Annotated in this window: 28 protein-coding genes; 14 read left to right on the top strand and 14 right to left on the bottom strand. The window is 60.0% G+C overall.

Features of this window, described 5'->3' with window-relative positions; translation table 11 throughout:
- The coding region (locus tag AB0N65_RS11675) for a hypothetical protein (RefSeq protein ID WP_364161302.1) at window positions 1–458 on the bottom strand (458 nt) is incomplete at its 3' end.
- Window positions 459–1597: 1139 nt separating this feature from the next.
- On the opposite strand from AB0N65_RS11675, the gene AB0N65_RS11670 reads away from it, so the two are divergent.
- Window positions 1598–3523 carry an FG-GAP-like repeat-containing protein gene (locus tag AB0N65_RS11670; RefSeq protein WP_364161300.1) on the top strand — a complete coding sequence of 642 codons (1926 nt, stop codon included), beginning with the start codon at window positions 1598–1600 and terminating at the stop codon, window positions 3521–3523.
- 353 nt (window positions 3524–3876) lie between these two features.
- Window positions 3877–4002 (top strand): hypothetical protein, encoded by a 126-nt coding sequence (locus tag AB0N65_RS11665; RefSeq protein ID WP_364161298.1) that lies wholly within the window; start codon window positions 3877–3879, stop codon window positions 4000–4002.
- A gap of 528 nt (window positions 4003–4530) precedes the next feature.
- On the opposite strand, the gene AB0N65_RS11660 is transcribed toward AB0N65_RS11665, so the two are convergent.
- The 3 genes from AB0N65_RS11660 to AB0N65_RS11650 form a co-directional block, all read right to left on the bottom strand.
- Window positions 4531–4710, bottom strand: coding sequence for a hypothetical protein (locus AB0N65_RS11660; protein ID WP_364161296.1), 180 nt, complete (start codon window positions 4708–4710; stop codon window positions 4531–4533).
- Between the two features lie 105 nt (window positions 4711–4815).
- Window positions 4816–5313, bottom strand: coding sequence for a barstar family protein (locus AB0N65_RS11655; protein WP_364161294.1), 498 nt, complete (start codon window positions 5311–5313; stop codon window positions 4816–4818).
- A 207-nt stretch (window positions 5314–5520) separates the two neighbouring features.
- Entirely contained in the window at window positions 5521–5799 is a 279-nt protein-coding gene (locus AB0N65_RS11650; protein WP_364161292.1) for an antibiotic biosynthesis monooxygenase, read from the bottom strand.
- A gap of 944 nt (window positions 5800–6743) precedes the next feature.
- On the opposite strand from AB0N65_RS11650, the gene AB0N65_RS11645 reads away from it, so the two are divergent.
- A complete protein-coding gene (locus AB0N65_RS11645) occupies window positions 6744–7232 on the top strand; it encodes a hypothetical protein (RefSeq protein ID WP_364161290.1) in 489 nt (162 codons plus the stop codon).
- A gap of 90 nt (window positions 7233–7322) precedes the next feature.
- Here AB0N65_RS11645 and AB0N65_RS11640 read toward each other — a convergent pair whose 3' ends face one another.
- Window positions 7323–7583 (bottom strand): hypothetical protein, encoded by a 261-nt coding sequence (locus tag AB0N65_RS11640; RefSeq protein ID WP_364161288.1) that lies wholly within the window; start codon window positions 7581–7583, stop codon window positions 7323–7325.
- 598 nt (window positions 7584–8181) lie between these two features.
- Between AB0N65_RS11640 and AB0N65_RS11635 the strand changes: the two genes are divergently transcribed.
- The gene (locus tag AB0N65_RS11635) at window positions 8182–9396 is read left to right on the top strand and encodes a hypothetical protein (protein ID WP_364161286.1); all 1215 of its coding nucleotides are present in this window, start codon (window positions 8182–8184) and stop codon (window positions 9394–9396) included.
- A 112-nt stretch (window positions 9397–9508) separates the two neighbouring features.
- Here AB0N65_RS11635 and AB0N65_RS11630 read toward each other — a convergent pair whose 3' ends face one another.
- Window positions 9509–9961: a hypothetical protein gene (locus AB0N65_RS11630; RefSeq protein ID WP_364161284.1), complete on the bottom strand. Its 453-nt coding sequence runs from the start codon at window positions 9959–9961 to the stop codon at window positions 9509–9511.
- Between the two features lie 357 nt (window positions 9962–10318).
- Here AB0N65_RS11630 and AB0N65_RS11625 point away from each other — a divergent pair, with 357 nt between their 5' ends.
- The 5 genes from AB0N65_RS11625 (at window position 10319) to AB0N65_RS11605 (ending at window position 13969) form a co-directional block, all read left to right on the top strand.
- Window positions 10319–10909, top strand: a complete 591-nt coding sequence (locus AB0N65_RS11625; RefSeq protein WP_364161282.1) for a DUF416 family protein — start codon at window positions 10319–10321, stop codon at window positions 10907–10909.
- An 863-nt stretch (window positions 10910–11772) separates the two neighbouring features.
- A complete protein-coding gene (locus tag AB0N65_RS11620) occupies window positions 11773–12315 on the top strand; it encodes a hypothetical protein (protein WP_364161280.1) in 543 nt (180 codons plus the stop codon).
- Window positions 12316–12400: 85 nt separating this feature from the next.
- Window positions 12401–12757, top strand: a complete 357-nt coding sequence (locus tag AB0N65_RS11615; RefSeq protein ID WP_364161278.1) for a hypothetical protein — start codon at window positions 12401–12403, stop codon at window positions 12755–12757.
- Window positions 12758–12805: 48 nt separating this feature from the next.
- Complete coding sequence (locus AB0N65_RS11610) at window positions 12806–13384, top strand: RNA 2'-phosphotransferase (RefSeq protein ID WP_364161276.1); 579 nt, start codon at window positions 12806–12808, stop codon at window positions 13382–13384.
- Window positions 13385–13567: 183 nt separating this feature from the next.
- Window positions 13568–13969 (top strand): hypothetical protein, encoded by a 402-nt coding sequence (locus AB0N65_RS11605; protein ID WP_364161274.1) that lies wholly within the window; start codon window positions 13568–13570, stop codon window positions 13967–13969.
- A 120-nt stretch (window positions 13970–14089) separates the two neighbouring features.
- Here AB0N65_RS11605 and AB0N65_RS11600 read toward each other — a convergent pair whose 3' ends face one another.
- Complete coding sequence (locus tag AB0N65_RS11600; RefSeq protein WP_364161272.1) at window positions 14090–14833, bottom strand: hypothetical protein; 744 nt, start codon at window positions 14831–14833, stop codon at window positions 14090–14092.
- A gap of 271 nt (window positions 14834–15104) precedes the next feature.
- Here AB0N65_RS11600 and AB0N65_RS11595 point away from each other — a divergent pair, with 271 nt between their 5' ends.
- The gene (locus tag AB0N65_RS11595) at window positions 15105–15434 is read left to right on the top strand and encodes a hypothetical protein (protein WP_364161270.1); all 330 of its coding nucleotides are present in this window, start codon (window positions 15105–15107) and stop codon (window positions 15432–15434) included.
- A gap of 79 nt (window positions 15435–15513) precedes the next feature.
- Here the strand turns inward: AB0N65_RS11595 and AB0N65_RS11590 are convergent, their stop codons facing one another.
- Entirely contained in the window at window positions 15514–15912 is a 399-nt protein-coding gene (locus AB0N65_RS11590) for a hypothetical protein (protein ID WP_364161268.1), read from the bottom strand.
- Between the two features lie 176 nt (window positions 15913–16088).
- On the opposite strand from AB0N65_RS11590, the gene AB0N65_RS11585 reads away from it, so the two are divergent.
- Window positions 16089–16469 carry a hypothetical protein gene (locus tag AB0N65_RS11585; protein ID WP_364161266.1) on the top strand — a complete coding sequence of 127 codons (381 nt, stop codon included), beginning with the start codon at window positions 16089–16091 and terminating at the stop codon, window positions 16467–16469.
- A gap of 66 nt (window positions 16470–16535) precedes the next feature.
- On the top strand, window positions 16536–16928 hold the full coding sequence (locus AB0N65_RS11580; protein WP_364161264.1) for an ankyrin repeat domain-containing protein: 393 nt from the start codon (window positions 16536–16538) through the stop codon (window positions 16926–16928).
- Window positions 16929–17028: 100 nt separating this feature from the next.
- Here AB0N65_RS11580 and AB0N65_RS11575 read toward each other — a convergent pair whose 3' ends face one another.
- On the bottom strand, window positions 17029–17484 hold the full coding sequence (locus tag AB0N65_RS11575) for a hypothetical protein (protein ID WP_364161262.1): 456 nt from the start codon (window positions 17482–17484) through the stop codon (window positions 17029–17031).
- 228 nt (window positions 17485–17712) lie between these two features.
- Between AB0N65_RS11575 and AB0N65_RS11570 the strand changes: the two genes are divergently transcribed.
- Window positions 17713–18201 carry a hypothetical protein gene (locus AB0N65_RS11570; protein ID WP_364161260.1) on the top strand — a complete coding sequence of 163 codons (489 nt, stop codon included), beginning with the start codon at window positions 17713–17715 and terminating at the stop codon, window positions 18199–18201.
- 125 nt (window positions 18202–18326) lie between these two features.
- Here the strand turns inward: AB0N65_RS11570 and AB0N65_RS11565 are convergent, their stop codons facing one another.
- The gene (locus AB0N65_RS11565) at window positions 18327–18878 is read right to left on the bottom strand and encodes a hypothetical protein (protein WP_364161258.1); all 552 of its coding nucleotides are present in this window, start codon (window positions 18876–18878) and stop codon (window positions 18327–18329) included.
- A 191-nt stretch (window positions 18879–19069) separates the two neighbouring features.
- On the opposite strand from AB0N65_RS11565, the gene AB0N65_RS11560 reads away from it, so the two are divergent.
- Window positions 19070–20020, top strand: a complete 951-nt coding sequence (locus AB0N65_RS11560; protein WP_364161256.1) for a tetratricopeptide repeat protein — start codon at window positions 19070–19072, stop codon at window positions 20018–20020.
- Between the two features lie 461 nt (window positions 20021–20481).
- On the opposite strand, the gene AB0N65_RS11555 is transcribed toward AB0N65_RS11560, so the two are convergent.
- The 4 genes from AB0N65_RS11555 to AB0N65_RS11540 are packed head-to-tail and all read right to left on the bottom strand — an operon-like array spanning window position 20482 to window position 24361.
- On the bottom strand, window positions 20482–20940 hold the full coding sequence (locus AB0N65_RS11555) for a ribose-5-phosphate isomerase (RefSeq protein ID WP_364161254.1): 459 nt from the start codon (window positions 20938–20940) through the stop codon (window positions 20482–20484).
- A 10-nt stretch (window positions 20941–20950) separates the two neighbouring features.
- On the bottom strand, window positions 20951–22690 hold the full coding sequence (locus tag AB0N65_RS11550) for a dihydroxyacetone kinase family protein (RefSeq protein WP_364161252.1): 1740 nt from the start codon (window positions 22688–22690) through the stop codon (window positions 20951–20953).
- Window positions 22691–22715: 25 nt separating this feature from the next.
- Window positions 22716–23489 (bottom strand): SDR family NAD(P)-dependent oxidoreductase, encoded by a 774-nt coding sequence (locus AB0N65_RS11545; RefSeq protein ID WP_364161250.1) that lies wholly within the window; start codon window positions 23487–23489, stop codon window positions 22716–22718.
- 29 nt (window positions 23490–23518) lie between these two features.
- Entirely contained in the window at window positions 23519–24361 is an 843-nt protein-coding gene (locus AB0N65_RS11540; protein ID WP_364161248.1) for a sugar phosphate isomerase/epimerase, read from the bottom strand.
- Window positions 24362–24452: the final 91 nt, after the last annotated feature.

Genomic DNA, 24452 nt, shown 5'->3' with positions numbered 1-24452 from the left:
GCCCAGATGTCTCCACTGATATCGGCAACGGGCCGGTCGCTCAGTTGGGGGGCTTCGCCGGCGGCCCACCGCCAAACCCATACATCCCCCGTGGCTCCTCCGCCGGGTGAGATTGCGTAGTAGACAGCGGCATCATCGATCGATCCGTAAACCACACTTTTTTCAGAGGATAGAGACGGGATCGGTGCATGGGCGAGCACGTCCCCGGTGCTTGGACGCACGACGACGATGTCCCCGCTGTATGCGCCCCTGTGGACCCAAGAGACCAGGTCATGGCCGGGGTTGCCGACTATGTCCCGAATGTCCCGAAACTCACCCCATTCACGGCCGACGCGGGCTTCTTTGGGTTCCAGCCAGGCGAGCATCCTGATGCTGTTTCCCCAGTCTGCCCAAACAAGCCTCGATGTCTCGGCATCGACATAGACCACGCCAGTGGAAGTCGTTGTGAATGATGCCACGCGAGCCGGTGGCCATCTGTTTTCCCCGACATAGAGGTTTCCCAAGGCGGTGTAGAACAGGGCATCCGGACCCCAGCCTTCGCGTGGGGCAACAGATAATTCAGGTTCAGAAGTCGAAGGCACCGGAAAGGGCGACGCGGGAAGCGGTCGCTCCCCATTCGGCTCCTCATACGTGCAGCCACAAACCCAAAACGCCAATCCCAGGCTGACAATGAGCGCTGCTACCAGCTCAAGCCCTGATTTACGGCACACCCAGCTGCTCACTTCCACACTTTGTGTTGGCAGTCGCGGGGAGTCGTTGAGCTCATCGGGTTCCACCAAGCCGCTACAGGGAACTGTGAGGCCCCGCAGCCGAGTGGCCCCGCGGGCGGCTCCGAGGTGGGAAGCCGTCGCCTCAAGTCTCCTCCGGCACAGAACCCGTGACAATAAAGAGATGCTTCTATGTCTTGTCAAGCGTTGGGATTCAGGCAGTTGCAGTTGACCCCCGTTCAGCGTTCATGCTTACCGTGCAGGGTAAACGTGCGTTCCACATATTGATGAGGATGGGTTGCCGCGGTTCGAATGTGCGGAACGGTGAAGGACCGGCTTGCGGGCGTGCCGCTCTCGTCTTCTCGTGATGGCTGGACCTTACCGGCCCCTGTTATGCCTCGGGGAATGTTTGGGGCGTCTCGCCGGAGAGAGCGCCGGGCGACTGTGCGCTAGGTTATGGCTCGCCGGCGATTTCAGGCGCTCAATCAGGAAGCAGGACCGTTAGTTCCCTTGGCGCTTCACGGGTTCGCGTTATCCTTCCGGTTGAAATATTTGGTTCCTGCTAACGATGCGCAGATCGGTAGCTATAGAATTCGCTGGTTGACGCGATGGTCGCGCATTGAATTTGGGGGTTGAGCCTGTTGGCTGCTCTGCTTTTTTCTTCGTTTTCCACAACAAGGGCTGGGCGTGGGGTCGTCTCCGCGGTGCTGGCTGTGGGAGCTGCCGCGTCGGTTTTGTGTGGGTTTTCGCTGACGCCGGCCCAAGCTGACACCATCACAGGCTCCATCCACCTAGAGTGGACCCCATTCGCTCTGGCGGTGAACGAAGCAACCGACAAGGTTTATGCCACGAGTAAGGAGACGAACTCCGTTCTCGTTCTAAATGGAGCTTTGAAACTGGAGCGGACCATCCCTGTCGGCTCACGGCCCCGTCAGTTGGCCGTGAATGAGAAGACCAACAAGGTCTATGTAGCCAACGATGGCAGTGCCTCTGTCAGCGTCATCGACGGCGCTACAGGTACGGCCAAGACCATTGCCGTACCCGAGGGGCCATACGGGATTGCGGTGAACGAGACCACGAATAAGATCTACGTCGCAACCTCCGGCTCCAACGGCATTACCGTGATCGACGGTGCGACGAATTCCACCACCGCTCTGCCGGCAAGTGGTTCCGGCTTCGCGGTCAATGAGAAAACCAACAAGATCTACTCGGTTTCCCGAGGCGGCAGCCAGGTAACAGTGGTCGACGGGGCAACGAACGCCGTCTCGACGATTCCTGTCTGTGACGACGTCCGCGGCGTGGCAGTGAACGATGCGACGAACACGATCTTCGCGACCTGCCTTGGTTCCAAGGCGATCGCGGTCATCAATGGCGGCACCCAAGGCGTCACTACGGTCCCGACCGGCGCCAACACCGGACCCAAGGAGATTGTGGTCAATCGCAACACCAACAAGGTTTACGCCCTGAATTCAGAGCTCGACAGCACGACCGTCCTTGATGGCCGAACCAATTCCGTCACCACCATCTCCACTGGGGCGAATGCCTCGGGCCTGGCCGTCAACGAGGTGACCGGCAAGGTCTATGTGTCCAACTGGTACGCCCAAAGGGTGGCCGTCGTTGACGGTACGACGAACGCCGTGGGCATCCTCCCCGGATTCAATTTGCCCGGGCAGATGGCAGTCAACACGAAAACCAACAAGATCTACGTACCCAACACTCCCGGGGGCTTCAGCGAACTCAGCAAAGACATCATTGTCATCGATGGTCGAAGCGTCGCTCCTACATTCACGTCCGGGCCTCCACCGGCTACGGGCACCGTCGGCACGTACTACTCCTCTGGGTTTACTGCCGCCGGTTCGCTGACTCCGCAATTCAAATTAGCCAGCGGCGCCCTGCCGCCTGGCTTGTCTCTCTCAACTGGTGGCGGCCTCTACGGAATCCCGACGAAGCCCGGGACCTTCACTTTCAGTGTTTCAGCCAGCAATGGTTACAGCCCCGACGCAACGAGTCCGGTATTCACCGTCACCGTCAAAACAGCGCCGATCACCCACGACTTCAACGGTGACGGGAAACCCGATGTCCTCTCACGCGACGCGAACGGAATTCTATGGCTTTACCCAGGGAACGGCGGCGGTGGCTGGCTGGCACGAGCCCGGGTTGGCCAGGGCTGGAACGAAATGGCATCGATAGTGGCCCCCGGTGACTTCAACGGCGACGGTAAACCCGACGTGATAGCCGGCGACACCACCGGAGCGTTGTGGCTCTACCCCGGCAACGGCCATGGCGGCTGGTTCCCGCGGGTCCAGATAGGCCAGGGATGGAATGCCATGTCGGCCATCACCGCAGCAGGGGACCTGAACCTGGACGGAAACGCAGACCTCGTCACCCGCGATTCAAGAGGCGTACTTTGGCTCTACCCCGGCAACGGGAAAGGCGGCTGGCTCGCCAGGACCGATGTTGGGTCGGGTTGGAACATCATGACTGCCGTGATAGGCCCAGGCGACTTCAACCCAGACGGCTACCCCGACCTTCTGGCCCGCGACGGCAACGGTGCCCTTCGCCTCTACCAAGGGGCGTCGACCTATTACAACGGCGGCCCGCGGCCCTACTACTCGGGACCCACCCAGGTGGGCACCGGCTGGAACGACATGACCGCTATCATCGGGCCCGGCGACTTCAATGGCGACGGCTACCTGGACATCCTGGCCCGTGACGCTACAGGAGCCCTGTGGCTCTACCCGAGCAACGGCCACGGCGGCTGGCAACCACGCACCATGGTCGGCTCCGGCTGGAACACCATGAACATGATCATCTAGCCGCCCTAAAAAGAACCATCCACAAACACATCACGGGCCGTCCGCAACCTCGAAAAAGAGTGCTTCGCTTCCCAGCCGGAGCCCACGCGTGGAACAGGTTTACCCCATCGCCGGACACCTCCCCGGACAACCCCAAGGCACCCCCTGATCCACCGGCACGTAACAGGACCACGAAACATCCCCCGGACGGGAGATTGTGGAGGCAGCATCTCCGTCCGGTAGAGGATCCTCTTGCGTTCCATGTCCTCGCAGGATGCGTCGGCTAATTTCGAAGTGACCTTTACATCGATGTTCTTGAAATTCTGGCAGCGCGGAGATACATCCATACGGCGACACCCAAGAGGACTACATTCATGGCCATAACCAGCCAGAAAGAAAATGTGGCCGGGCGTCCCTCCACCAACACGGCCACCGCATTGCTGGCCATCAACAGCAACGCAATGACGCCCATGAACACTGCCTGGCCTTTCGTCGGCTGATTCTTCCTTTGAGTGGTCATGCCCAGAGCCTAATCCCACGGTCCGGAGTCCATACTCAAAGCCGCAGCCTGCCTGTCCTGTTAGGCGATCCTAAGGGCGCTTGGTGCGTCCGGAGAGCCACCTCTACCGGACAGTTCTGCATCGGCTCGCACGCGATGCCCGACTGATGTTGGAGCATGTCACGACCGCGCCTCTGCGAAGTGCTTGTGGGCATTGGCATGTGGGGCGTCTGGGGAGCCCATATGCTTCGATGACGTTGTGCCCATTCTTCCGAAGACCGATGATTCACTACTGATACGTACCGATTTTGAAGGCGAAGAGACTTGGATTAGAGCCATGTTGACGGCCATATCACCGGATGACGCCGGGTTCCGTGCTTACGTTCAGGTCGTTGACGACAGTGGCTGGGACGGAGTCTGTTGGGAGGATCTTCGCCAAACGGTGACTGCCACCGGAAGCCAAGCCTCTGTTCTCTTTGTTGTCGATGAAGCGGCACTGGATCCTGGGTACCCCATCTTGGTTGTCGATCTAGTGGGCGATAAAGGGACTTTCCGCTGCATCGCCAGTGAAGTAGGCAACGTCGAAAACAACTTGAACATTGGCAACATGGACTGGGAAGACTTCGCAGGGCAGGCTGACGACGATGGAGTTTTCAGGGGTTTTCCTAAAAGGCTCAGCAGGATACACGTCCACTTCCAGCAGCACCATTAGGGGATCCTTTACCGGGCGGCTAGGTCGATGTCCGCGACCTGCCGTGCTCGGTGGCCTTAGCAAGTGCCGAGCGTCCATTTCGTCTGGCTGCCGGGCGTTGCCCTAGCGCCGTAACTCTGACGCGTAGCTTGCCAAGGAGTCCAGAGGGCGGCCGGAATCATAATCCTGGATGAAGACGGTGTTGAAGGGTATTTCCCCGTGGCCACGCTTGTATCCCAGCCCGACAGTTGTGGACCACGTCTTTCCGACGCTCTGAACAACGCGACGAAATGTCCCAAGTTCCGACAGCTCCGTTGACAGCACCTCGTCGGCGTGGGTGATGATGGTCAGGTACTTCCGCGCAGGTAGCCATTCCAGATCCCCCAGGCACTCCTTGAAGGCGTTCCAATTCCACCCGAAGTACTCAGGGAAGGAGAACTGCTCCTTGTACTCTGCGAACAATCGATCGAGCGTGCGCATCCTTGAACCATCCAGTTCAATGACTAGGACGTCGGCTTTGCTGGCGGCCTCGCGGATCAGCTCCACCTGTGACTCGATCAGCTGGTGAACCCACGGGGCGCCCAAGCTCGTTGCTGATTCGATGATTCTGGATATGGTCATCCGCTTATTCTGTACCAGCGATGGGAAAAACGACCCAGGATTTTGGGTCACTGGTACCAAAATCAATCCTCAGCGGACGCGCGGCGCTGGTCTCGGACGGCACGGTTCTCGCTTCACGCAGCACCGCTGCTGACCCCCAGCACGCGCCCGGTGAAGGATTCATCACCGGCCAGCGGTGAACGCTGTACCCGTGATGCAGCGGACGGGCTATATGCCTTCGATCTCGTAGCGTCGCTCGATGTCTGCAGTTGCCCTGCCCCATTCGCTCTCAGCGACGCGTTGCTGGTGGGCACGGAACGCTGCGGCGTCCTTAAACTGTTCATCGACCTGCCAGATCAGCGGGTTCTGAGTGGGGTTCACCTCGAAGGAAAGACATCCTGGCTCAGCGCGCGTCAGGTTGATGTGCAGGGGTAGGTGCTGGGCCACCACCGCGACCTGCTCTTGGTCACTGCAAAGAAGTTGGCCGGAGAGGAAGACATTGCTCACAACTCATCCTTGCATTCCGAATACAGCGCCAGGCATCGTCCCGTCGGAGGATCCTCTAGCGAACGCTCTGGTGCTCTCCTCTGCGAGCCTGGGCGTTAGGTCAGCCGCAGCCAGAGGGCAACGGCCACCTCATCGGCGGGCCCACAAAGCCCGGGCGTGGACACGCTTTTGAAGAAAATACTCTTGTGTTCAGCGGCGACTTCCCCACGTCGTGTGCCAGTACTCAGCGTCCTTGCTGTTGGAGCATAGGATGGCGTCCGGTTGCGGCGAAGCTGGCCACATCTCCAGTAGGTAATGATCGACGACCATTTCGGAGAATTCTCCGTCATGGCCTTCGTCGCGGCCTCTGGCGCTGGTCTGCAATCGGTAGCTGCCGGGCTTTACTTCGTGTAGATCACCGCTGTTCTCGTCGGCCCAGGAAGTCCACCGTATATGATGTCCCTCCGGAAGAGTGAAGGACACCGCGACGATGTCCTCCCACGGGGAAACAAGTACGCCGGCAATGGCATGTACAACCACCTGGGCCAGCTGACGCAATGGAGACCATTTGCTGAAGCTTCTTGAAGATATAGCCATATCAGATGCTGGCAAACCCAAAGACCCGAAGATCTGGCAGAAGTGGTTGGTTAGCACTGATTGGATCAAGTCAGGAAATTCTTCTAGGAATGTGTGGACCTCCTAAAATGGAAAGCACACGGTGGGTGCGTCACCATAGGTCCCGGAGGGCTGAGTAAAGCCAGTTGGCTGTACCTAGGAGTATTCATCGTCACCCACAGGTCACCCAGGCACAACAGAGCCCTGGCGAACTTCGCCGGCTTGTCCAAAGTAGTCGTGGATCGGTCAAGGATCCTCCAGCGGACATCCGGACTCAAACGGGCCGACACCCGATGTGGAGGCCTAAGTTTCTTTCTTGGCTTTCTGGTAGAACAAAGTAGGCTGGCGGAGTGCGAATCGACGGCGGCGAACTCTGGGCGTTGCTGCGCCGGCTGGATGACCCCGCGCACCTGGAGACGCCGCAGGGGTTCGACTGGGAGGCAGCTCGCCGACAGTTTGACGATCTCGTCTCCGGGCTCAACACCGCTTTTGGGACTGATTGTGGGGCAGATCGGAGTGTCCAGGACGCTACTTTTCACGCCCAGGTCATCGTTCCCGGCGATGCAACGGCTACCGGACGGGACCTCCTCGTCCGAGTCTCGAACTTCGGCAATCTTGCGGTGCTAGCGCTCGTAAACCCGGGAGCCTATGACCAAGAGGAGTTCGACGCGCTCGTTCACCAAAATGACGTCGCTCGAATTTCTAAGTCCTTGGACGAGGGGAATTACAACCTCGTTCCAGAAGCGCCACTGTGGAGACCCTACGACGGCCGTGTCCCAGCGGGGGTGTTCCTGCCAAACAAGCCGAGCTGGTGGACCAGGTATTTCGACTACCTATAGGTGCCGACGACGCCGCTCGCGACATTCTCAAGTCGGTTCTTTGTCCTTGGAAACGCGCCCATAAGCCGATCGCCTTCTGGAGCAAGCGACTCATGAATCCTCGACGGCTCGCAGAAGCTGCCGGAACTCTTCAAGCGCCACCGTACTCTGGCGATCAACGTCAAACTCATCTTCAACTGTCGCGGTGTCTGCTTCCGCGTCGAGCAGCACATTGAAGGCGTTGTACGTGAAGTATCGCCGCCCAGTTTGCAACTGTTCTATCGCCGTGTGGAGCTGAGCCCGGATAAAGTCGTTCAACTCCCCAGTAAGGAACTCGTCAAGGGGTGGCCGTGGCATGTCAGCGATCACCAAGTCGTTTCCGTGTCAGAAGCACGCGTTGATTTAACCTCAGGCGGTCGCGGAGAGTGCGAAGTCCGTCATTAAACTGTTGATGGGATGGCATTGAGTAACGGACATCATATTTTGGCAGACCTTTCCTTGAAGCCCACTGCTGAAGGGGGTTTACGAATGTCGCTACCTTCAGGGACACCCTCGCTGATATTTGAGTTCTACGACCAAAACGGCAGAACACAGTTGGGGGCGAGAGTAGAGACGGCTACGGGTGAACCCCTCCGTCCAGGAGAAGAAGCCTCAGGGGCAAGAGTCCATTTCTGGGCCCGATGAAGCGCGCATCTATGCCACAGAAGGCCAACAATTTGAGCTGTGGTACGGAAGACACGTCGGGCATGGCGTCGTTCAGCAAGTCCGCACGGAAGTGTGACTTTCGGCGCTAAGTGGCGGCGTTTTCGCGGCGGCATTGGGCGCATGGAGCAGCCCGCAAGGGCATCCTTGACCGGGCGCTGACAGATCCGCAAAGCCTTCAAGCTTGAAGATGTCTGTTTGCAGTAGCTCCGCTGGGCGCGCCGTCTCGTTTGTTTGATGAAGGCGCGAACGCCTTTAGCCTGTGGTTATGTCTTATGACCTTGCCGTGTATTTGCCCGAAGGCTTGGCGCCTGACGCTTTGTTTGCTCTAGTGGAGGCTTCGCCCGGGCTGCAGGTGGAGGATGAGACCGGCCCCGCCACGGACGGCCCACAGAACTGGCATGTATCGCGGGGCAAGAGGGCCGGCTACTGCTTCACAGTTGAAGGCCCGTTCCTGGTTGAACCGGAGGACGTCCCGCAGGAAGTGACCGCTGTTGTCCTTGGCGCTACGGTCATGTACTGCATTCTGGTTGAAGGCACCGACCCGGTTTCGATTCCGCACGCGGTCCGCTTCAGCAAACGCATGGCGAAAGAAGGAGAAGGCGCCGTTGTGGATGCTCAGACTGAAGAGGTCTGGCCCAAGACCAGCGGCCGTGCGGCAGCCAAGCCTGAACCTGGCACCATGGTCGACATGGTGGAGGTCCGCTGGTACCACCTCATGGACGAGGTTCGGGATGACTTTCCGCAGCGCTACCTGGATCTTGCCCGGCAGTATTTTCCGGAGGCAGCACCGAAGCGGTTCGGCAGTTACGAGCCGCTTCAGGGAAACGTTGCCCGGGACGGCGACCAGGCATTCGTGAGGTTCTTTGCCGAGGACAACAAAGTTTTTACGGCCGGGACGTTCCCTACCGCCGGCGCCTACTTCACCGGTGTTTTTGGCGGTCACCTGACGCAAGACCAGCCATTCAGGGAAGGCGATGTCCAGGCCGTTTCCCTGTCGGTCCATCGGGTTGCGCTGGAGGACCGTCGGTGGCGCGAGGCCGTGGAGCGCTTCTTTGTTGCAATGGCCATTGAGCTTCGCAGCTTCTACGCCACTGCCGAAGTTGATTCGGGATGGGGATGGAATGGGCGATCGCTGTGGTGCTACGCCTCGAAGCCCAGCCTCTATTTCCAGAAGGCCTGGGGGCGGTGGCTGGGCTTGAGTCCTCATCCGGTCTGGATGGCTTGGTTCTCGCCGTTGTATGCAGAACTTGTTCGCCCCCACCTTCAAGGAACGGTTCAGGAGTACCCGGAGGGTTTCCTGCATCGATTCAGTGAAGAGCCGTTGAGCAGGGAAGAGATCACGGAACGCTGGCCCGGCGCTGCCCAATGGGTGCCTGCCGAGTTGGTGGGTGAGATAAATCGCGATGGGGAAGTAATTGCTGAAGTCATGCCTGAACGGCTTACCCAAGTGCTCGTACCACCACCCCCGAAACCGAGCTGACCTTGGGCACAACAGCCAGACCTGAAAGAACTAAGGCCGAGGCGGAGAAGCGCCAAACCCTTTAGAACCCGCCGTAGGGGGATCCCTGATCGGGCGGAAGAGCAAGTCCTGGTCAGAAGTCCTCCGGCGTCACGCCATCTGTTTCCCGGATGAGGTGCGCGTCCAATTCCGGGTCACTCAGGACCCTCCCGGCGGTTGTGAGATCACAACCGATGATGAGGCTTCGGGCGTATATATCCTGGCCTATGCACCAGCTCAGGTCGTCCGGCCACCAGTACATGGGAATCCGGCCACTGGCCGTTATCGGGATGATTGGGGCGCCCGCTTCATCGAGGAGCTTTCCCGAGTACAACACCATGCCGCGATTGACCGGCGAGAAGTGGATCACGGCCGCGCCGTCTTCGCCCGAATATCCCTCCCAGCTGGCGAAGTTATAGCGGCCGGACCCGACGCCGAGCACGCGGATCAGGGCTTCTGCGACCGTCGGATGTGGATTGCCCATGTCCGGCTGCGCGTTATTGGCTGGCACTGCGTCGAGGCGGCTTGATACTTCCTGCCATTGCATCCATGGACTCGTCGTTAGTCCTGCGCGGCTTACGAAGTCGGACCACCTGACGAGGACGCCTTCGTGGACTTCAATGGGATTGAGGACGCGAACATATCGAGCGTAGCCGGGCGGGACTAGTGATGTGACCCTGTTGCCGGCGGCGTCGAGTGATCGCGCTAATGGCACAGCCGCCCGGTTGTCGGGTTCTTGGCTCAGAGAATGCATTCGGTGGCCCCCCTTTGGGCCACCCTATCTCTTATCCGCCGCACGCCGATGGTCTGTCGCATGGCACACGGGCGTCACGCATCTAGCTCTCGGTGAGCCAGGTCTATAGGCTTCACCCACCGGAGGCGATCATGCTCAGGGGGATCAGACATGCTCAAATACGATGAAATGTTGTTAATGCTGCGGCTCGAGCCACTTGACCGCTCGGCCAAGACGGCATTCGCCGCCGCTTGTGCCCAGCGCCTGGTGCCCTTATCCGACCGGTACGCCCTGCAAGTGGGCGACTCGTCGCGCCTGGCGCGGCTGGGCGTCATCGTCTCGGCAACCTGGGAAGCAGCCTCCGGTCGCGACGTCGAGGCGAGCCGTTTGAGCGAGGAGGCAGAATTGATGGTTCCGGACGAGGACGACGAAGGGTGGAGGGCCGGCAGGGCCTACGCCAGCAACGCTGCAACCGCTGCTTCCTATGCGCTGCGTACCTGGCTCACGAATGATCCCCAGGAGGCCGCTTGGGCAGCTCGGCAGCTCTTTGACGTGGCAGATCTCGTTTACTTTCAGGCAAACCCCGGCGGCAGTTTCGTTGCCGAGGAGCAAGACAAAGCGTCCTTGGAGTCTCCGCTCGTCCAGCCAGCCATTTCCGCCATCCATCGAGACCTTGAGGCTATTGAGAACGCGTGGCCCTGGTTGGAGGTGCGTCAGAGGGCCGAAGAGGAGGGCAGGGAGCGGGCGGCCTCTGTACCGTAGCGCGTGGACTTACAGTCCGGTGAGGGATCCCTTTCTCGCGAGATCCAGAAAGGGGGGCATGCCATGTCTACCTACCCGGCACTGGGAGAGATGCGAATGACCTCAAACGACTTGGAGGGAGATAGCCGTGAATGAGAGAGACGATAGTTTCCCACGCAGCAAGCGGACAACTGAGGCGTACCTCAGCGTCTTCAAGCCCCTGATCTGGAACGTTCCCCTTGTAATAGCCTTCGTCGTTTTCGCGCTGACAACGCGGCCTTCATTTGGCGACGCGGTTTCCGTGCTCATTTTGGCCGCCCTATTTGTTGCCATGTGCGTCCCTGTGGCTATCGCAGCGTCCCGACTTCCCGCCCTAAAACGTTCCGAACAGCAGGACAAGGAAAACCTCAACCGAGGACTTCGGCCAGATGGCAACCCCCTTTCATAACCTGGGGGATGATTTGGGGAAAGTAATCGCCGAGCAGACGTGCCAGTATTCGTCTGTAGCAGAATGGCTGTTCAGGGAAGGGACCGGGGCCCTCAAGCTCCCTCGGCAGGTCGGATCTCCACAAAACGGATGGGTGCTTGGATGAAGGCCAGGTCCAGCAAGGCGACATGGGATGGGCGTCGGAGCAGCGAGCAGCCGGGCAGTCGTCGACCTACAGCTGTGAGGATTCACCCAAGACCAGCGTCGGGCCATGGCTTCCCGAGCAGGAGAACTTAGGTCCATGTTGCCTGATGGGCGCTGGATGCCCGCTAAAGGATCGTCTTACGGGCCGTGATTTATGGAGTTGACCGTAGTTCACCAAAAGGCGTACTTGGTTCGGACTTCATTGCCGGCCCGGCTTAGCCGTGGCGTCTTCACGTAGTGGAGAATGTCGATCATGGGTGTTCTTTTTGACTACTTCTCTGCTGCCTCCGATGAGGAAGCAGCCACGGTGATCGATCGTGTCGGCGGTCCCGGATCCCAAGCGACGATCACTCCGCCGCCCGAGCCCCGGCGAGGCATCTTCGGACGCAAACGCCAACCGGCGGCACCGGCGACCGTGCCCCATCAGGGGGCGGCAGTGTTCGACACGGTATCGGGCAACGGTATTGATCCCGTGGTGCAGCTGGGAACACTAGAAGAGCTGCTCACCGGACGCTCCTTCGACGATGTCATGGACGATCCACGGAGCGGGCAAGCCCTCGCGGATCGGGATGGTGGGGAACGTCTTGTACTGACCCTCACGGATCCTCTCTCCACAGCGTTGGCGACCGCTTCCGACGAAGCCCTTGAGCAAGTCGCGATCCCATGGTCGGAGACTGAGGAGTTCTGGAACGCAGCTGACCCGGCGCTTCTTGCGGACTTCCTAAAGGATCTGGCCGGCCTGGCCCGACGATCCAAAGCGTCCGGGCAAGAGCTCTACTGCTGGGTAGGCGTGTAAGCAGCCCGTGGTTGGATTGCGTATCGGAAGCCAAGTGTTCCACGCAGATAGCAAGGGTTCCGCGGCAACGATGGAAGGAAAACTGATGAGTGAGACACTTCTGACCGCCGAGGAGTTGCCCGATGGTTTCGAGTATCCATCGGATTTCATCCGGTTTGTGGCCATGGAGATCATCTATCTTGAGCCGTGGTTCGTTCTGACTGATGAACGGTTGCGCGAGCGTTATCAGGGGCTGAAGAAGCGCTATCCCAACCGCAGACTGGTTCCGCTCGCCAGGCGCGAGGACAACGATGATGTTGCGTGCTGGGATCTTTCAACAGGCAAGATTTCAATTGTGCATGAATTTGCCGATCCAGGGTGGGAATCACGCGGTGACCGTGGATTTTCTGACTTCGCAGCGTGGCTGCATTCAGCTATCGACGAGATGCTTGAATTTCGCTGACGGACCCTTGCAGATCACCACCGAGTAACTGCAGAAAGCAGGAGGCACATGACCGACTTCCCGAAGCTCAGCCGGGCTGTATCGCATGCTTTACGCCACGAGCCCTGGCTTTATGAACTTGAGTTGGACGATGAAGGGTGGACATCTGTGGAGGACCTTCTTCAGGCGCTCCGGCGAGAGTCTCCCGATTGGGTTAACTTTGATGTCCCCGATCTCGAGGGTATGCTCCTGTCCTCGCCTAAGCGACGTCATGAGATGCGGGGCGACCGCATTCGAGCTTTTTATGGTCATAGTTTCCCGTCCCGCATAGTGAAGCCACAAGAAAGTCCACCTCAAAAACTGTTTCATGGGACATCAAGGAAGAGCCTTGAGGTCATTGAGTCTGAGGGTCTGCGGCCCATGCGACGCCAGTACGTTCACCTATCCGAGGACATCGAAATGGCCAGGCAGGTAGGACAACGAAAGGATACTGATCCGGTTGTCCTCGTCATTGACAGCGCGGCCGCTCACGGAGAGCACGTCAGCTTCTACCGTGGCGGCGAGAAAGTATGGCTGGCGGACAGCGTTCCAGCCAGGTACATCGCGGTCCTTCCGGAAGAAAACCGAGTTCATCTGCGCGGCCGTTGAGATGTCAGCCGCCCAAGTCGACGTCTGGATGTCCGTCGATTACGGACCCGACGAGGAATATCCCTCGGCTGCCTTCCGCTTCGTGACCCATAGGCCGGACGACCTGTGGGCCGGCGATTTGGAGGGCTTCAAACAACCGGTCCTTCGGATGACTTCTCAGCTGGACCGTAGAGATGGATGAAAATGATCATTGATTCAGCCACATTCATAGGCTGGTTGAAGGCAAACGATTCGCTCTCGGAGTCGCTCCTGCATAGTTTGTCTCTCGAAAAGCACGGCTATTCTGTACAGGCGGTTTTCAGACGAATAATCGATACTGACGGGAATCTCCTCAGTCCCTCATATGATGTTGAGGTTCATCTGGAAGCAGTGGACTCCCTGAATCTGCTAGGAGCCTTAATGGATGTTTCTGTGGAGCATCCTGAAGAGGTCAACTGGGGGTTCAGTGAAGTGTCTCTTGTCATTCTCGAGCCCGAGGCTGGTCGCTATCGCCTGCGTGTTCTCTGGGAAGGCTGGGATCGGAAAATAGAGATCCTTTGTCGTCGAGTGTGGGTGTCTCTACCCGATCACGTGGTCAATGACTAATCGTCGGTCACTAGACGCTACTGCTTCGGCTTAGTAACCGAGAGGCTTCCTCCGTGGCAATTGTGCTTTGGATTCCCTTGTTGCTCTGAGTGAAGGTTCTCCTCACTGTGGCGACAGAGTCTAGACAATTCCTGTTTCATTTGGCAGCCATTCACTGTGGGCTGTTTCCAAGGCTTCCCGTGCTTCGGGTGTCGGGGCGATGATGTCTGCTCCGCCGTCATAGGGAGCGTAGACCCATGTCATTGAGAGGTCGGTGACGATGAATTTGGCGACGTCCTCGGCAGCTTGTTCGAGAAGTCCAGTAAGTTGTCCGACCGTGTCGTAAGGCGAGACCCAGAAGTATGTTCCCGGGACTCTCCCTCCAGAGACGTCGTCGTGAAGGTCGGTGTCGAAGTGAACCCTCCAGGGCCAGGATCCGGGCATGTGCTTCTTTGTCCAGCCGCTGTAGTTGTCGTTTGTGTCGTAGTCCTGGCCGATGACTCGGATCCGGGTCGAACTCGAGATGGCAAGTAAGTCATTGAGAAGGGTTTGGTGGCGGTGCAACACCTCGCGCCGCTCTTCGCTATCGTCGGCGTAACGTTTGTCCTGTGGGAGGCTGTGCATCCTGACCCACAGGCCGGGTTTGTTGTCTCTGAGGCTGCTTCCGCTGGGTTCACACCCTGGCCACGCGGACTCCCACTGGTTTGTAAGTTCCTTCGCCCGCGGGCTGTTCTCGGCGTGCTTAGAGTTTCCGCCTTGGCGCCGCAGGCGGCGCCAACTGCTGATGAAGATCCACTTGACGCTGTAGCCGCGCAAGTTTCCAGAGAAGAAGAGCTTCCTAACTCTCAACAGCATCGTTTCGCTCTTCTTGTTTTCATCGGTCACTACCGGATCTTCACACATTCGGGCGGGTGAATACGACCGAAAGCTTCCTGCCGGACGGGAAGATCGAGTCATCCTCGACGTGTCCAATGAAGGTCCTTCCCCGGACCGCAGCCAGGATGCCCGGTGAAGGATCCCTTCCCGGAGCCAGGCATGCCTCCTTGCGTCGGCTTAACTACCGACCTCGCACCTTCGTCCGAATACGCTCAACACAGGGGATGGCGGAACCACCCCTCCTATCAGTTCGAACTAAGGGAGCGGGCAGCTGCGGTCAGTGCTGAAGGCATTCAATGAATCCGGGCCGGCATGGGAAGACCGCTCCGAAGATTTGCTGTTCATGCTCATGGAAGACATTGAACGAGGCGATGAAAAGTTTCTGGTAGTCGAGCGATTGGCGGATCGTAGCCAGCAAACGTACGCCCAGTCAGCACGTAACGCAGATGGAACTTATGTGGTGGAGTACCGCGATGGCAGCCCGCAGAACCATTTCGGCACAACTGTCGAAGACATCCGATCTGCACATTCCCTCATTACGGGATGGGCATTCGAATTGCCTGGCTGGAGGGATTCCGCAACTTGGGAGCGGATCAGCTTCGGCAGTTAGGGAATCACATGCCTGGCGTGGACACTGAATGCTGGTGTTATGAACTGCCCGGTGAAGGATCCCTGACCGGACATCCTCATCACGAAGGTGTTGCTATCCCTCGCCCGTTCTCCAGTGGGATAACGAAAGGCGCGAACCCTTCTCCGGCCTCCGTGACGACAAGATCGGAGAAGACGAGCTCGTGAAAATTGACGCCCCAAACATGCCCATCCACACCAGACTCTATGGCGGCGTCGTAGTCCAGCAAGCGTTCATCCAAGGAACTCGCCAACGTTTTTGGTGAGATAGCGGTCTTCACGGTGGTGCGAACACAGTGCGTGAATCGATAGGGAAGGTACTTTAGCTTGATCCCACTTCGTGGATCAGCAGACATGTATATGAACACGTCGTAGTCACGCAGATGCTCGGCGAAACTATGGAAGACGATCCGGTGCTCGGATGCTTCTTCAAACGCTGTTAACAATTCGTGGCCATTCACTCACAGATTCTCTCGCATCCCGCCCGACTGCGCTGCCGGTCTTGCCGATCATGGCGGACAACAAACCGCGACCGGAAGTCGGTGGCTCACCGGACGCTTCATAGCGTCCGCTTGGGGATCGGCTTACGGGCGTTAATGTGCGCTGTCTTACCGAGCGGGTGTGACAACATGTGTCCGTGTCCTTCGATGTGTACTTCCAGCGCTTCAAAGACGGCGACGTGGCCCCGGGGGGTGGCGAGAAAATGCGGCAGAACCTTCGGCCATTCATCGTGGATGAGGACCCCGAACGAAATTTTGCACTCGTGAAATACGGAGCCGGTTCGATCGACGCCTACCTTGGTGATGACAGTATGCTGGCCAATCACATCGTTGGCGACAGGCCCTGGGACCTGCTCGTTGAAGGAGCCCGGGCCGCTGGCTGGGTCATCCTCCCAGCGGGATGCCCACCCTGCATCACAGATGAGTCACAGCGAATTCACTTGCCAGAAGGCCTCGACCAGGGCGCGGTGACGGTGTCGTCAGGAGAAGAGTTGCTTCAGGTGATCCGCTCTCTGTGACAAGGTGTCCAGATAGGCGGAAAGCGTTCGTCATTGCGCAATCAATACGAAAGGCCGAGGTAAATTTTGGATCGAGCAGGACGCACGCCCCTCCACTACGCAGCTCTTGAGAATGATGTTTCGGCCATTGAAGCTCTCATAGCAAGCGGTTCATCACCGGATGTGCAGGACAAACAAGGCTTCACTCCACTTCACTTTGCAGCACAGGAGTACGCGGTGGCGGCTGCATCCACGCTACTCGACGCAGGGGCTGCAGTGGAACTGGAGAACTCCTATGGAAACACGCCGCTTTTCACAGCCGTTTTCAACTCAGACGGTCGCGGTGAGCTCATTAATCTCCTGCGAGCACACGGTGCTGATCCTCTCCACGTCAACAAGCATGGCCAGACGCCCGTCGGGCTGGCAAGGCTTATTGCCAACTACGAGGTCAGCAGGTTCTTCGTGGACCTGCCGGATTAGCTTGCTGTCTCTCAGCTCGAGCAGCGTGCGATGGCCAGGCTTTTGACCGCCCTTGGACATGTCCCTGTCCGGTCGGGATCCCTGACCGGACAGCCCATTCCTAAGCCATGTCGAACGTAACGTCCAGTGAGATGGGTCGCTGGTTTGTGCCAAGCGCCCATTTCCATCCGGCTAGGAGGGCTGCGTCCCGGAAGAAGTCTTCGGGGGAAGTGTCAAAGGACCACAGGCTACCGCTACCCAATGCCGTGGTATCCGGCGTTGGATCCCAATAAAAGGTGCATGACAGCTGCCATATCGAACCATCGTCGCCGGTCTCAATAAACTGACGCGAGAGGTTGACGCTGAATTCCTGGGTGCCCCGCAACCCGTATGTTCCGAACTGGGCCAGAATGCCGTCGCCATCCTCGTCTACAGGAGCGCAGTCGCTTGCTGAGACGGCTGCGAACGACTGGAAGGCCTTCATCACCGCTCCCAGGCTTACGGTGTTGCTGCCCTCAACGACATCTATATTCGCGAGCATCTGCTCTAGCCGGTCCTTCGCTTCTCGAATAAGCATGCCCTGATTATCCACGAGGAAAACGCCCGACCAGAGACGGCGCCAAACGGCACCTCAACTCAAGCAGCAACTCATCGCAAGTCGAGTCCGGGCCCAGCCGAACGACGTCCGTTAGCCGATCCTCCACCGGACATTGCACCTAGACCACCACCAAGCGCGCCGGACCCCGCTGTGGCCGCTTGAACTTCGTATCTTCGGCTTCTTCGTGGAACAAAGTATGCTGCCGGAGTGCGAATCGACAACGCGGAGCTCTGGGCACTGCTGCACCAACTGGACGACCCCGCGCACTTGGAGACGCCGCCAGGGTTCGACTGGGAGGCTGCACGCCGACAGTTCGACGGCCTCGTCTCCCGACTCACCACCGCCTTTGGGACTGCTTGCGGGGAAGATCGGAGCGTCCAGGACGCCACCTATCACGCCCAGGTCATCGTTCCTGCGGATGCAACGGCTACGGGCCGGAATCTCGTCGTCCGAGTCTCGAACTTCGGCAGTCTCGCCGTGCTAGCGCTCGAGAACCCGGGAGCTTACGACCAACAGGAGCTTGATTCGCTCGTTCACGAAAAGGATGTCGCGCGCATCTCTAAGTCCTTGGACGAGGAAAACTACGTTCTCATTCCAGAAGAGCCATTGTGGAAGCCCTACGATGGTTGTGTCCCCCCGAGGGTGTTCCTGCCAAACAAGCCGACTTGGTGGCTCAGGTACTTCGACTACCTATAGATACCTACGACGACGCTGGCGACAGTTCTAAGCCTCCATGCCCCTCCACGTTCCCGGGCTATGTTCACGACTTCTTGTCCGTGGAAGCGCGCGCCCGCAAGCGGATCCTTCAACGGGACAATGCCTCATTCCCTGCCAAGACCACCACGACCGCCCGATGCACCGTCGAAAAAGACGGCGCTGATGGGCTCGAAGAATGAGTCCCAGTCGGCGACCTCGGAGCCAAGGGTCGCGCGGTCATGATTTGCGTAGTTGGGCGGCGCCTCCGTCAGTCCCAGCACGTCCCCAGTAAAAAAGGCTGCGCTCTCGGCCTTCAGCGACAACTGGGCACCTGGAGCGGGCCACATTCCAAGCTGCAACGCGAAGAGTCCGTCAATCGATTGCGGCTCGCAGCCCGCAACAGTCCAGGCCGTCAAAGGAGTGTCCCGGCTGGGCCCCGACCACGTCATCTCACGGACACCATGGGCGATGAGGACTCCGGTGTTCGTCTCCCGCAATTGGAGGGCCACCCGAAGCTCAAACAACAATCCCGCCACGCCAGACAGAACGTCGAACTTAACGCCGAGGAGTTGCGCTTCTTGGAGGGCGCCTGCCTCCGTCAGCGGGTCCATCTCGGGCATCGGGGTGTACTGGCGAAGGTCGTAATCCGGGAGCAGAAGATCACCGATCCTCATCATGGCAGGGGAAGGTAGGCGGAGGAATGAGTGGAGAGCATCTTCTCGCCAACGAGCATGTTTGTGATTTGTCCAGTGCGGTTCATGTAGACAGGGTAGCGATCGGGGATCCGTGACCGTGCGGGTTAGCCATGTGAATTTTCTGAGTTTGGCGCAGTTTCAGATGGCCTCGGTGCGACCTGCATACTTGTCGGATGAGCGGACGCATTTTGTCAGGATTCAAGAAGAAGAGGCGGGCACCCCGCCAGGTCTGGAGCGATTGGCAGGCTGCCAACGAGGCAAACGATGCTGAGAGCGCCGAAAGGTTCGCTTCTGAGCTCCTCGACGTCGCGCCGCAAGTCTTCTTCAGTTGGTTCGAGGCAGGTTTGCTGTCGAAGGCCCGGGGGAAGTGGGCCGAAAGCGCCGAACGGAATCGGCGTGCACTGGCGTTGTTCACCGAAACGGAAGCAGCTGAGTTCGGTGGCGCCAACCCGGCTGCCTGGAATCTGGGAATCGCCGCTACCGCCTTGGGGGATTGGTCTACGGCCAGGGCGGCGTGGGCAGCGTACGGTTTGGCAGGGTTCGACAACGAGACCGGCCCCATCGACGACAACTATGGGATGACGCCGGTGCGGATCAACCCGGACCGGGCAAGCCTTCCACACCAGCTTCTGCCCGTTGCCGGCGAGACCGAGGTGGTGTGGTGTTGGCGGAGGAGCCCGGCCCACGCTGTGATCACGAGTGTGCCGATGCCCGAATCGGGCCACAGGTTCAGGGACGTTCTCCTCCATGATGGTGAACCCCAAGGGACCCGTCTGAATGAGGGGCGCGAGGTGTCGGTGTTCAATGAGCTCGAGCGGCTCGAAGCGTCCGAGTTTCCCACCTGGCAGGCTCAGATCAGCGGCGCAGGACGGGATGACCTTCAGGTACTGGCGGATACGCTTGGGCGCCGGGGACTCGGTCTGGACGAGTGGTCAGGAATTCGCATGATGTGCTCGGACTGCTCTCACGGCTCGCCGCGGGAAGGACATGACCACGCGGCACCGGCGTCGGATGCAACCGTTCTGGGCTTGGCGGGGCACGAATCGGATCTGCACCAGGCTATGGATGAGTGGCGGAAGTCCAGGCCGGCGGTTGAAGTCGTCAGCCTCGAACTGCTGTGGTGAATTGAGCCAACAACTCATCGATCGCCAAGTTTGTCCAGGACCGTGGCAGGCGGTTCCGGGGTTGGAAGGTCTTCGGGGATGACCACCCAAACGATGCCCTGCTCGCACCGACTCAAATGGCGCCCGCAAGCCGGTCCCTATCTGCAACAACCATGCCCTGACGTGCGGCTTGGCAGGGGCGGAGTTCGCTGTGTCCCATATACCCCGCCCGCAAAATTGCCCGGTGAAGGTGCCCTAAACGCTACACGCCAAACTGTCTCGTCTCATTCCTGCGACGAATGACCAGGAATCGGCTGGATCGCATTCCTGTGGATACATGGGCGACGTTTCTTACAACTGTGTCTCGAAACTCCATGGTCATCGGTTACACACAAGTTTCCACCGGGCAGCCGTCCACCGCCCGGTCGCGGGAGAACCTTCTCGCGCACTCGATGCGCTAGTTGGAGACGACACCAGGCGAGCTAGCAGCCCTCGAAGTCGCTGAGGACCTTCACCTTGGCAGCCGACCCGGAGGAGGGATCGAACGCGTAGCCGATCCACTCCTTGGCCAAGCGGCGTGCCAGTTCCACGCCCACAACGCGTTGGCCCATGGTCAGTACCTGGCAGTCGTTGGAAAGGATGGAGCGCTCGACGGAGAAGGAGTCGTGCGCAGCCGTGGCGCGGATGCCGGGGACCTTGTTGGCCGCGATGGCCACGCCGATGCCCGTTCCGCAGAACAGGATGGCCCGGTCAGCCTTGCCGTCGCGGATCATCTCACCGGCAGCGATGCCCACGTAGGGGTACGGCTTGGTGAAGTCCTCGTCTGCCCGGTTCACACCGAGGTCGAGCACTTCGGTGATCCGGGAATCGGCCTGCAGGTCGGCAAGGATCCGGTCTTTGTAGTCAACGCCGGCTTCGTCGGCGCCCACGATGATACGCATGGGGTTTCTCCTAGAGGGTGGCAGATACGGGAACTGCGGTGAAGTGGGGTCCGACGGCGGCAAACACCATCGCGAGGGACGTCGCCCCGGGGTCCGGGGTACCGATGCTCTTCTCGGCGAGGGGACGGGCGCGGCCCTTGAGCGGCCGGAGGTCGGCGGTTGCGGCAGCGGCGTCTGCGGAGACAGCGGCGGCTGAGGCCCAGGCTTCCGCAAGAAGCGTTCCAGTGGCCACGGCAGAAGTAAAGGACGAGGCAAATGGCAGCAGCGAGTCCACCATGGTCTTATCGCCGATCTCGGCCTTACCAAGGCTCGTGATCCGATCGGCGAAGGCGCGAACAGCGGCGGCGAGGTCGTCCGGCGTCGGGGTTTCTGCGTCACCCAGCCGCTCGCCAAAGGCGCGCAGTCCGGCTCCCCAGAGGACGCCGGAGGTTCCGCCGGCCTTGTCAGCCCAGGCGTCGCCGCCGGCGATCAGCACGGAGTCCGCCCCGGCACCGGCCGAGAAGGCGGCAGCAGCAGCCTCGAGTGCGGCGGCTGATCCGCGGACCATGCCACGGCCGTGGTCGCCGTCTCCGGCGATCGCGTCCATGTCGCCCAGCATCGATTCGGAGGAGCGCAGCAAGGCGGCAGTTGCTTCCAGAGCTGACAGGCATTGCACAGCGTACTCACGCGATTCTGCTGTGGAGGAATAGTCGGCGGCATCCGCCTGGACAACCTCCGCGGACGTGTCCTCAAAGGAAGCAACGTCGAACCCAACAGTCCCGCGTCGGAACGCCGGGGTCAGCGCCGGAGCGGTCCAGTACTGCTCAAGTTCGTCATCCAACCACGTCAAGGTAAGCGAAACGCCCGCCATATCCAGGGAGGTCACCAACTCCCCGACCTCCGGCATCACCAACGTGTGGCCGGCCTCGCGGAGGAGCGGAGCCACGGTGCGCCACAGGACGAACAGTTCCTCGTGTTTGGTGGAGCCGAGCCCGTTGAGGATCACGGCCACGCGCCCGCCCTCATACCCTGCAGGGGCCTCCGCCAGGACACGCTCCACCAGTTCACGGCCAAGCTCGACGGCGGTCGGCAGCTCCGTATCGAACAGTCCAGGCTCGCCGTGGATGCCAAGGCCCAGGCCCATGTGTCCTTCGGGAAGGCGGAACAACGGCTGCTCGGCGCCAGGAAAGGTGCAGCCGCTAAAGGCCGTGCCGATGGTCTTGGTGTGGCTGTTCGCTTTGCGGCCCACGCGAACCACGGAGTCAAGGTCCAGCCCGGCCTCTGCGGCAGCACCCATGACTTTGAAGACTACGAAGTCGCCGGCAATGCCGCGCCGTTTCTCGGCCTCACCCACAGGAGCGCTGGCAATATCGTCGGTGACCAGGACGTTCTCAGCCCGGATCCCCTCCGCGGCAAGGCGCTCGCTCGCCATCCCAAAGTTCAGGACATCCCCGGCGTAGTTGCCGTACGTGAACACAACCCCGGCCCCGGATTCCGCAGCTTTGGCCACGGAGTAGGCCTGTTGGGTGGAAGGTGAGGTGAAGATGTTGCCCACCACGGCGCCGTCAGCGAATCCCGGGCCGATGATGCCGGCGAATGCGGGGTAGTGCCCCGAACCGCCGCCGGTGATCACTGCGACTTTCGGGGTGGCCGGGCGGTGTCGACGCACGGCGCCGCCTTCGACCTGGCGGACGAGGTCCGAGTGGGCGTCGCAGAAACCGGCGAGGGCTTCGTCGGCAAAGTCGGCGGGATCGTTAAAGATTCTGGTCATGGTGGGGTTCCTTGAAAAGCAGAGACTAGTGGATGTGGCTGCCGCCGTTGATGTCGATGGTGGTGCCGGTCAGGTACGCGGAGTCCTCAGAAGAGAGGAACGTGATGACGGCGGCAACTTCCTCGGTGGTGGCGTTGCGGCCCAAAGGGATGCCTGCGTTGATCGCTGCTTCCTGCTCCTCGGTGCTTCCTACGCGGATGTTCGTGTTCACGGCGCCGGGCGTGATGGCGTTGACCGTCACGCCGGTCTCACCGATTTCACGGGCGAGTGCCTTGGTGAAGCCGAGGATGGCTGCCTTTGCTGCGGAGTAGGGCACCTTGCCGAACACGCCGCCGCCGCGCTGTGCGGAAACGGAAGACATGTTGACGATGCGGCCCCAGCCATTGGCGATCATGTCCGGCAGGAATGCCTTGGTGACAAGGTAGGTGCCTGTGGCGTTGACGTCCATGACCTTGTGCCACAGCTCGAGGGTGGTCTCCAGGAACGGGACGGGCGAGGTGATGCCGGCGATGTTGGCGAGGGCGCCAACGGGCGGGAGGTTTCCGGCTGCGACCTCGGCGGCTACGGCCGCCTGGGCTGCGGTTACGGAAGTCTCGTTGGCGACGTCGATCTCGTAACCGAAAGCGGGAACGTTGAATTCGTTGCCTATCTCGGCGGCAACCTTGGCGGACTTCTCGCCGTCGAGGTCCAGGATGACGACGCCCCAGCCCTGGCTTGCATAGCGGCGGGCGGTCGTGAGGCCGATGCCGCGCTCGGAGGTGGCTCCGGTGAGGACAGCGGTGCGCTGGATGGTGGTCATGATGCTCCTTGAAAGTGGTGGTTGGAAGTTCAGATGAGGTCTGTGATGAAGCTGGCTGCTTTGGCTGCGGCGGCCGGGCGTTCGTCGTGCGTGACGTCCCGGGTTTCGAGCTCCAGCGAAAAATGGCCGTCGTAACCGGCGTCCCGCAGCGCGGCAATCCCGCCGGCGAAGTCTGCCTCGCCGTTACCGATACTGAGGTTGATGTTCCCTGGCGTGGCGTCCGTGAATGCAACGGCGTCCCGAAGGTGGACATGCTTGATGCGCCCGCCGAAGCGCGTAACGAAATCCCCGGGATCTCCGCCAGAGGCGACGATGTGGCTGAAGTCCATGACGATTCCGACGTCGGATCCCGCCAGCCGGTCTGCCAGCAGCTGCGCCCGCTCCGTGTTCCAGCAAAGCCGGTAGTAGTGCAAGGACTCGGTCCACAGCTCCACTCCGACTTCCGCGGCGCGCTTGGACGCGTGGATCAACTGGGCGGCCACCAGGTCGATGTCTTCCTCGAGACTGCGCACGGGTTCGTGGTCGATCGCTCCGCAGGGCAGGACAAGTGCCTTCGCCCCGGTCTTGGCCGCCAAGGCGAGCAGCATCTCCAGGTGCCGTTCGCGTTCTTCCTGAGCGCCGCCGTCGAGCATAGCGTTCAGGTCCCCGACGTCCCCGTTGACCGAGCGGACGCGCAGTCCCGAGCTACTGACGACGGCGGCAACCGCCTCCACTGCCTCAGCGTCCAGTACGTAGGGCACATGGTCGCAGACCCCCGGAAGGGCGCCCAGGTCAATTTCCTCGAAGCCGAGGGCGGCCATGGTCTGCAGGGCGGTGGGCAGGTCCTGGTGGCGAAAGCTGATGGATGAACAGCCCAATCGTGAATGGAACATCGTCGTTGATCCTCATGTTGCGACGCCTCGTCCGAGAGACGCCTAAGTGATGGACACCACGTTAGCTAAGTTGACTGTCAACAGTCAACCT

Origin of the sequence: Paenarthrobacter sp. NPDC089322 (assembly GCF_040684895.1) — a bacterium.
Taxonomy (GTDB): Bacteria; Actinomycetota; Actinomycetes; order Actinomycetales; family Micrococcaceae; genus Arthrobacter.
Note: the sequence above shows the minus strand (reverse complement) of the source record. Positions and strands in the feature narration are given on the sequence as shown.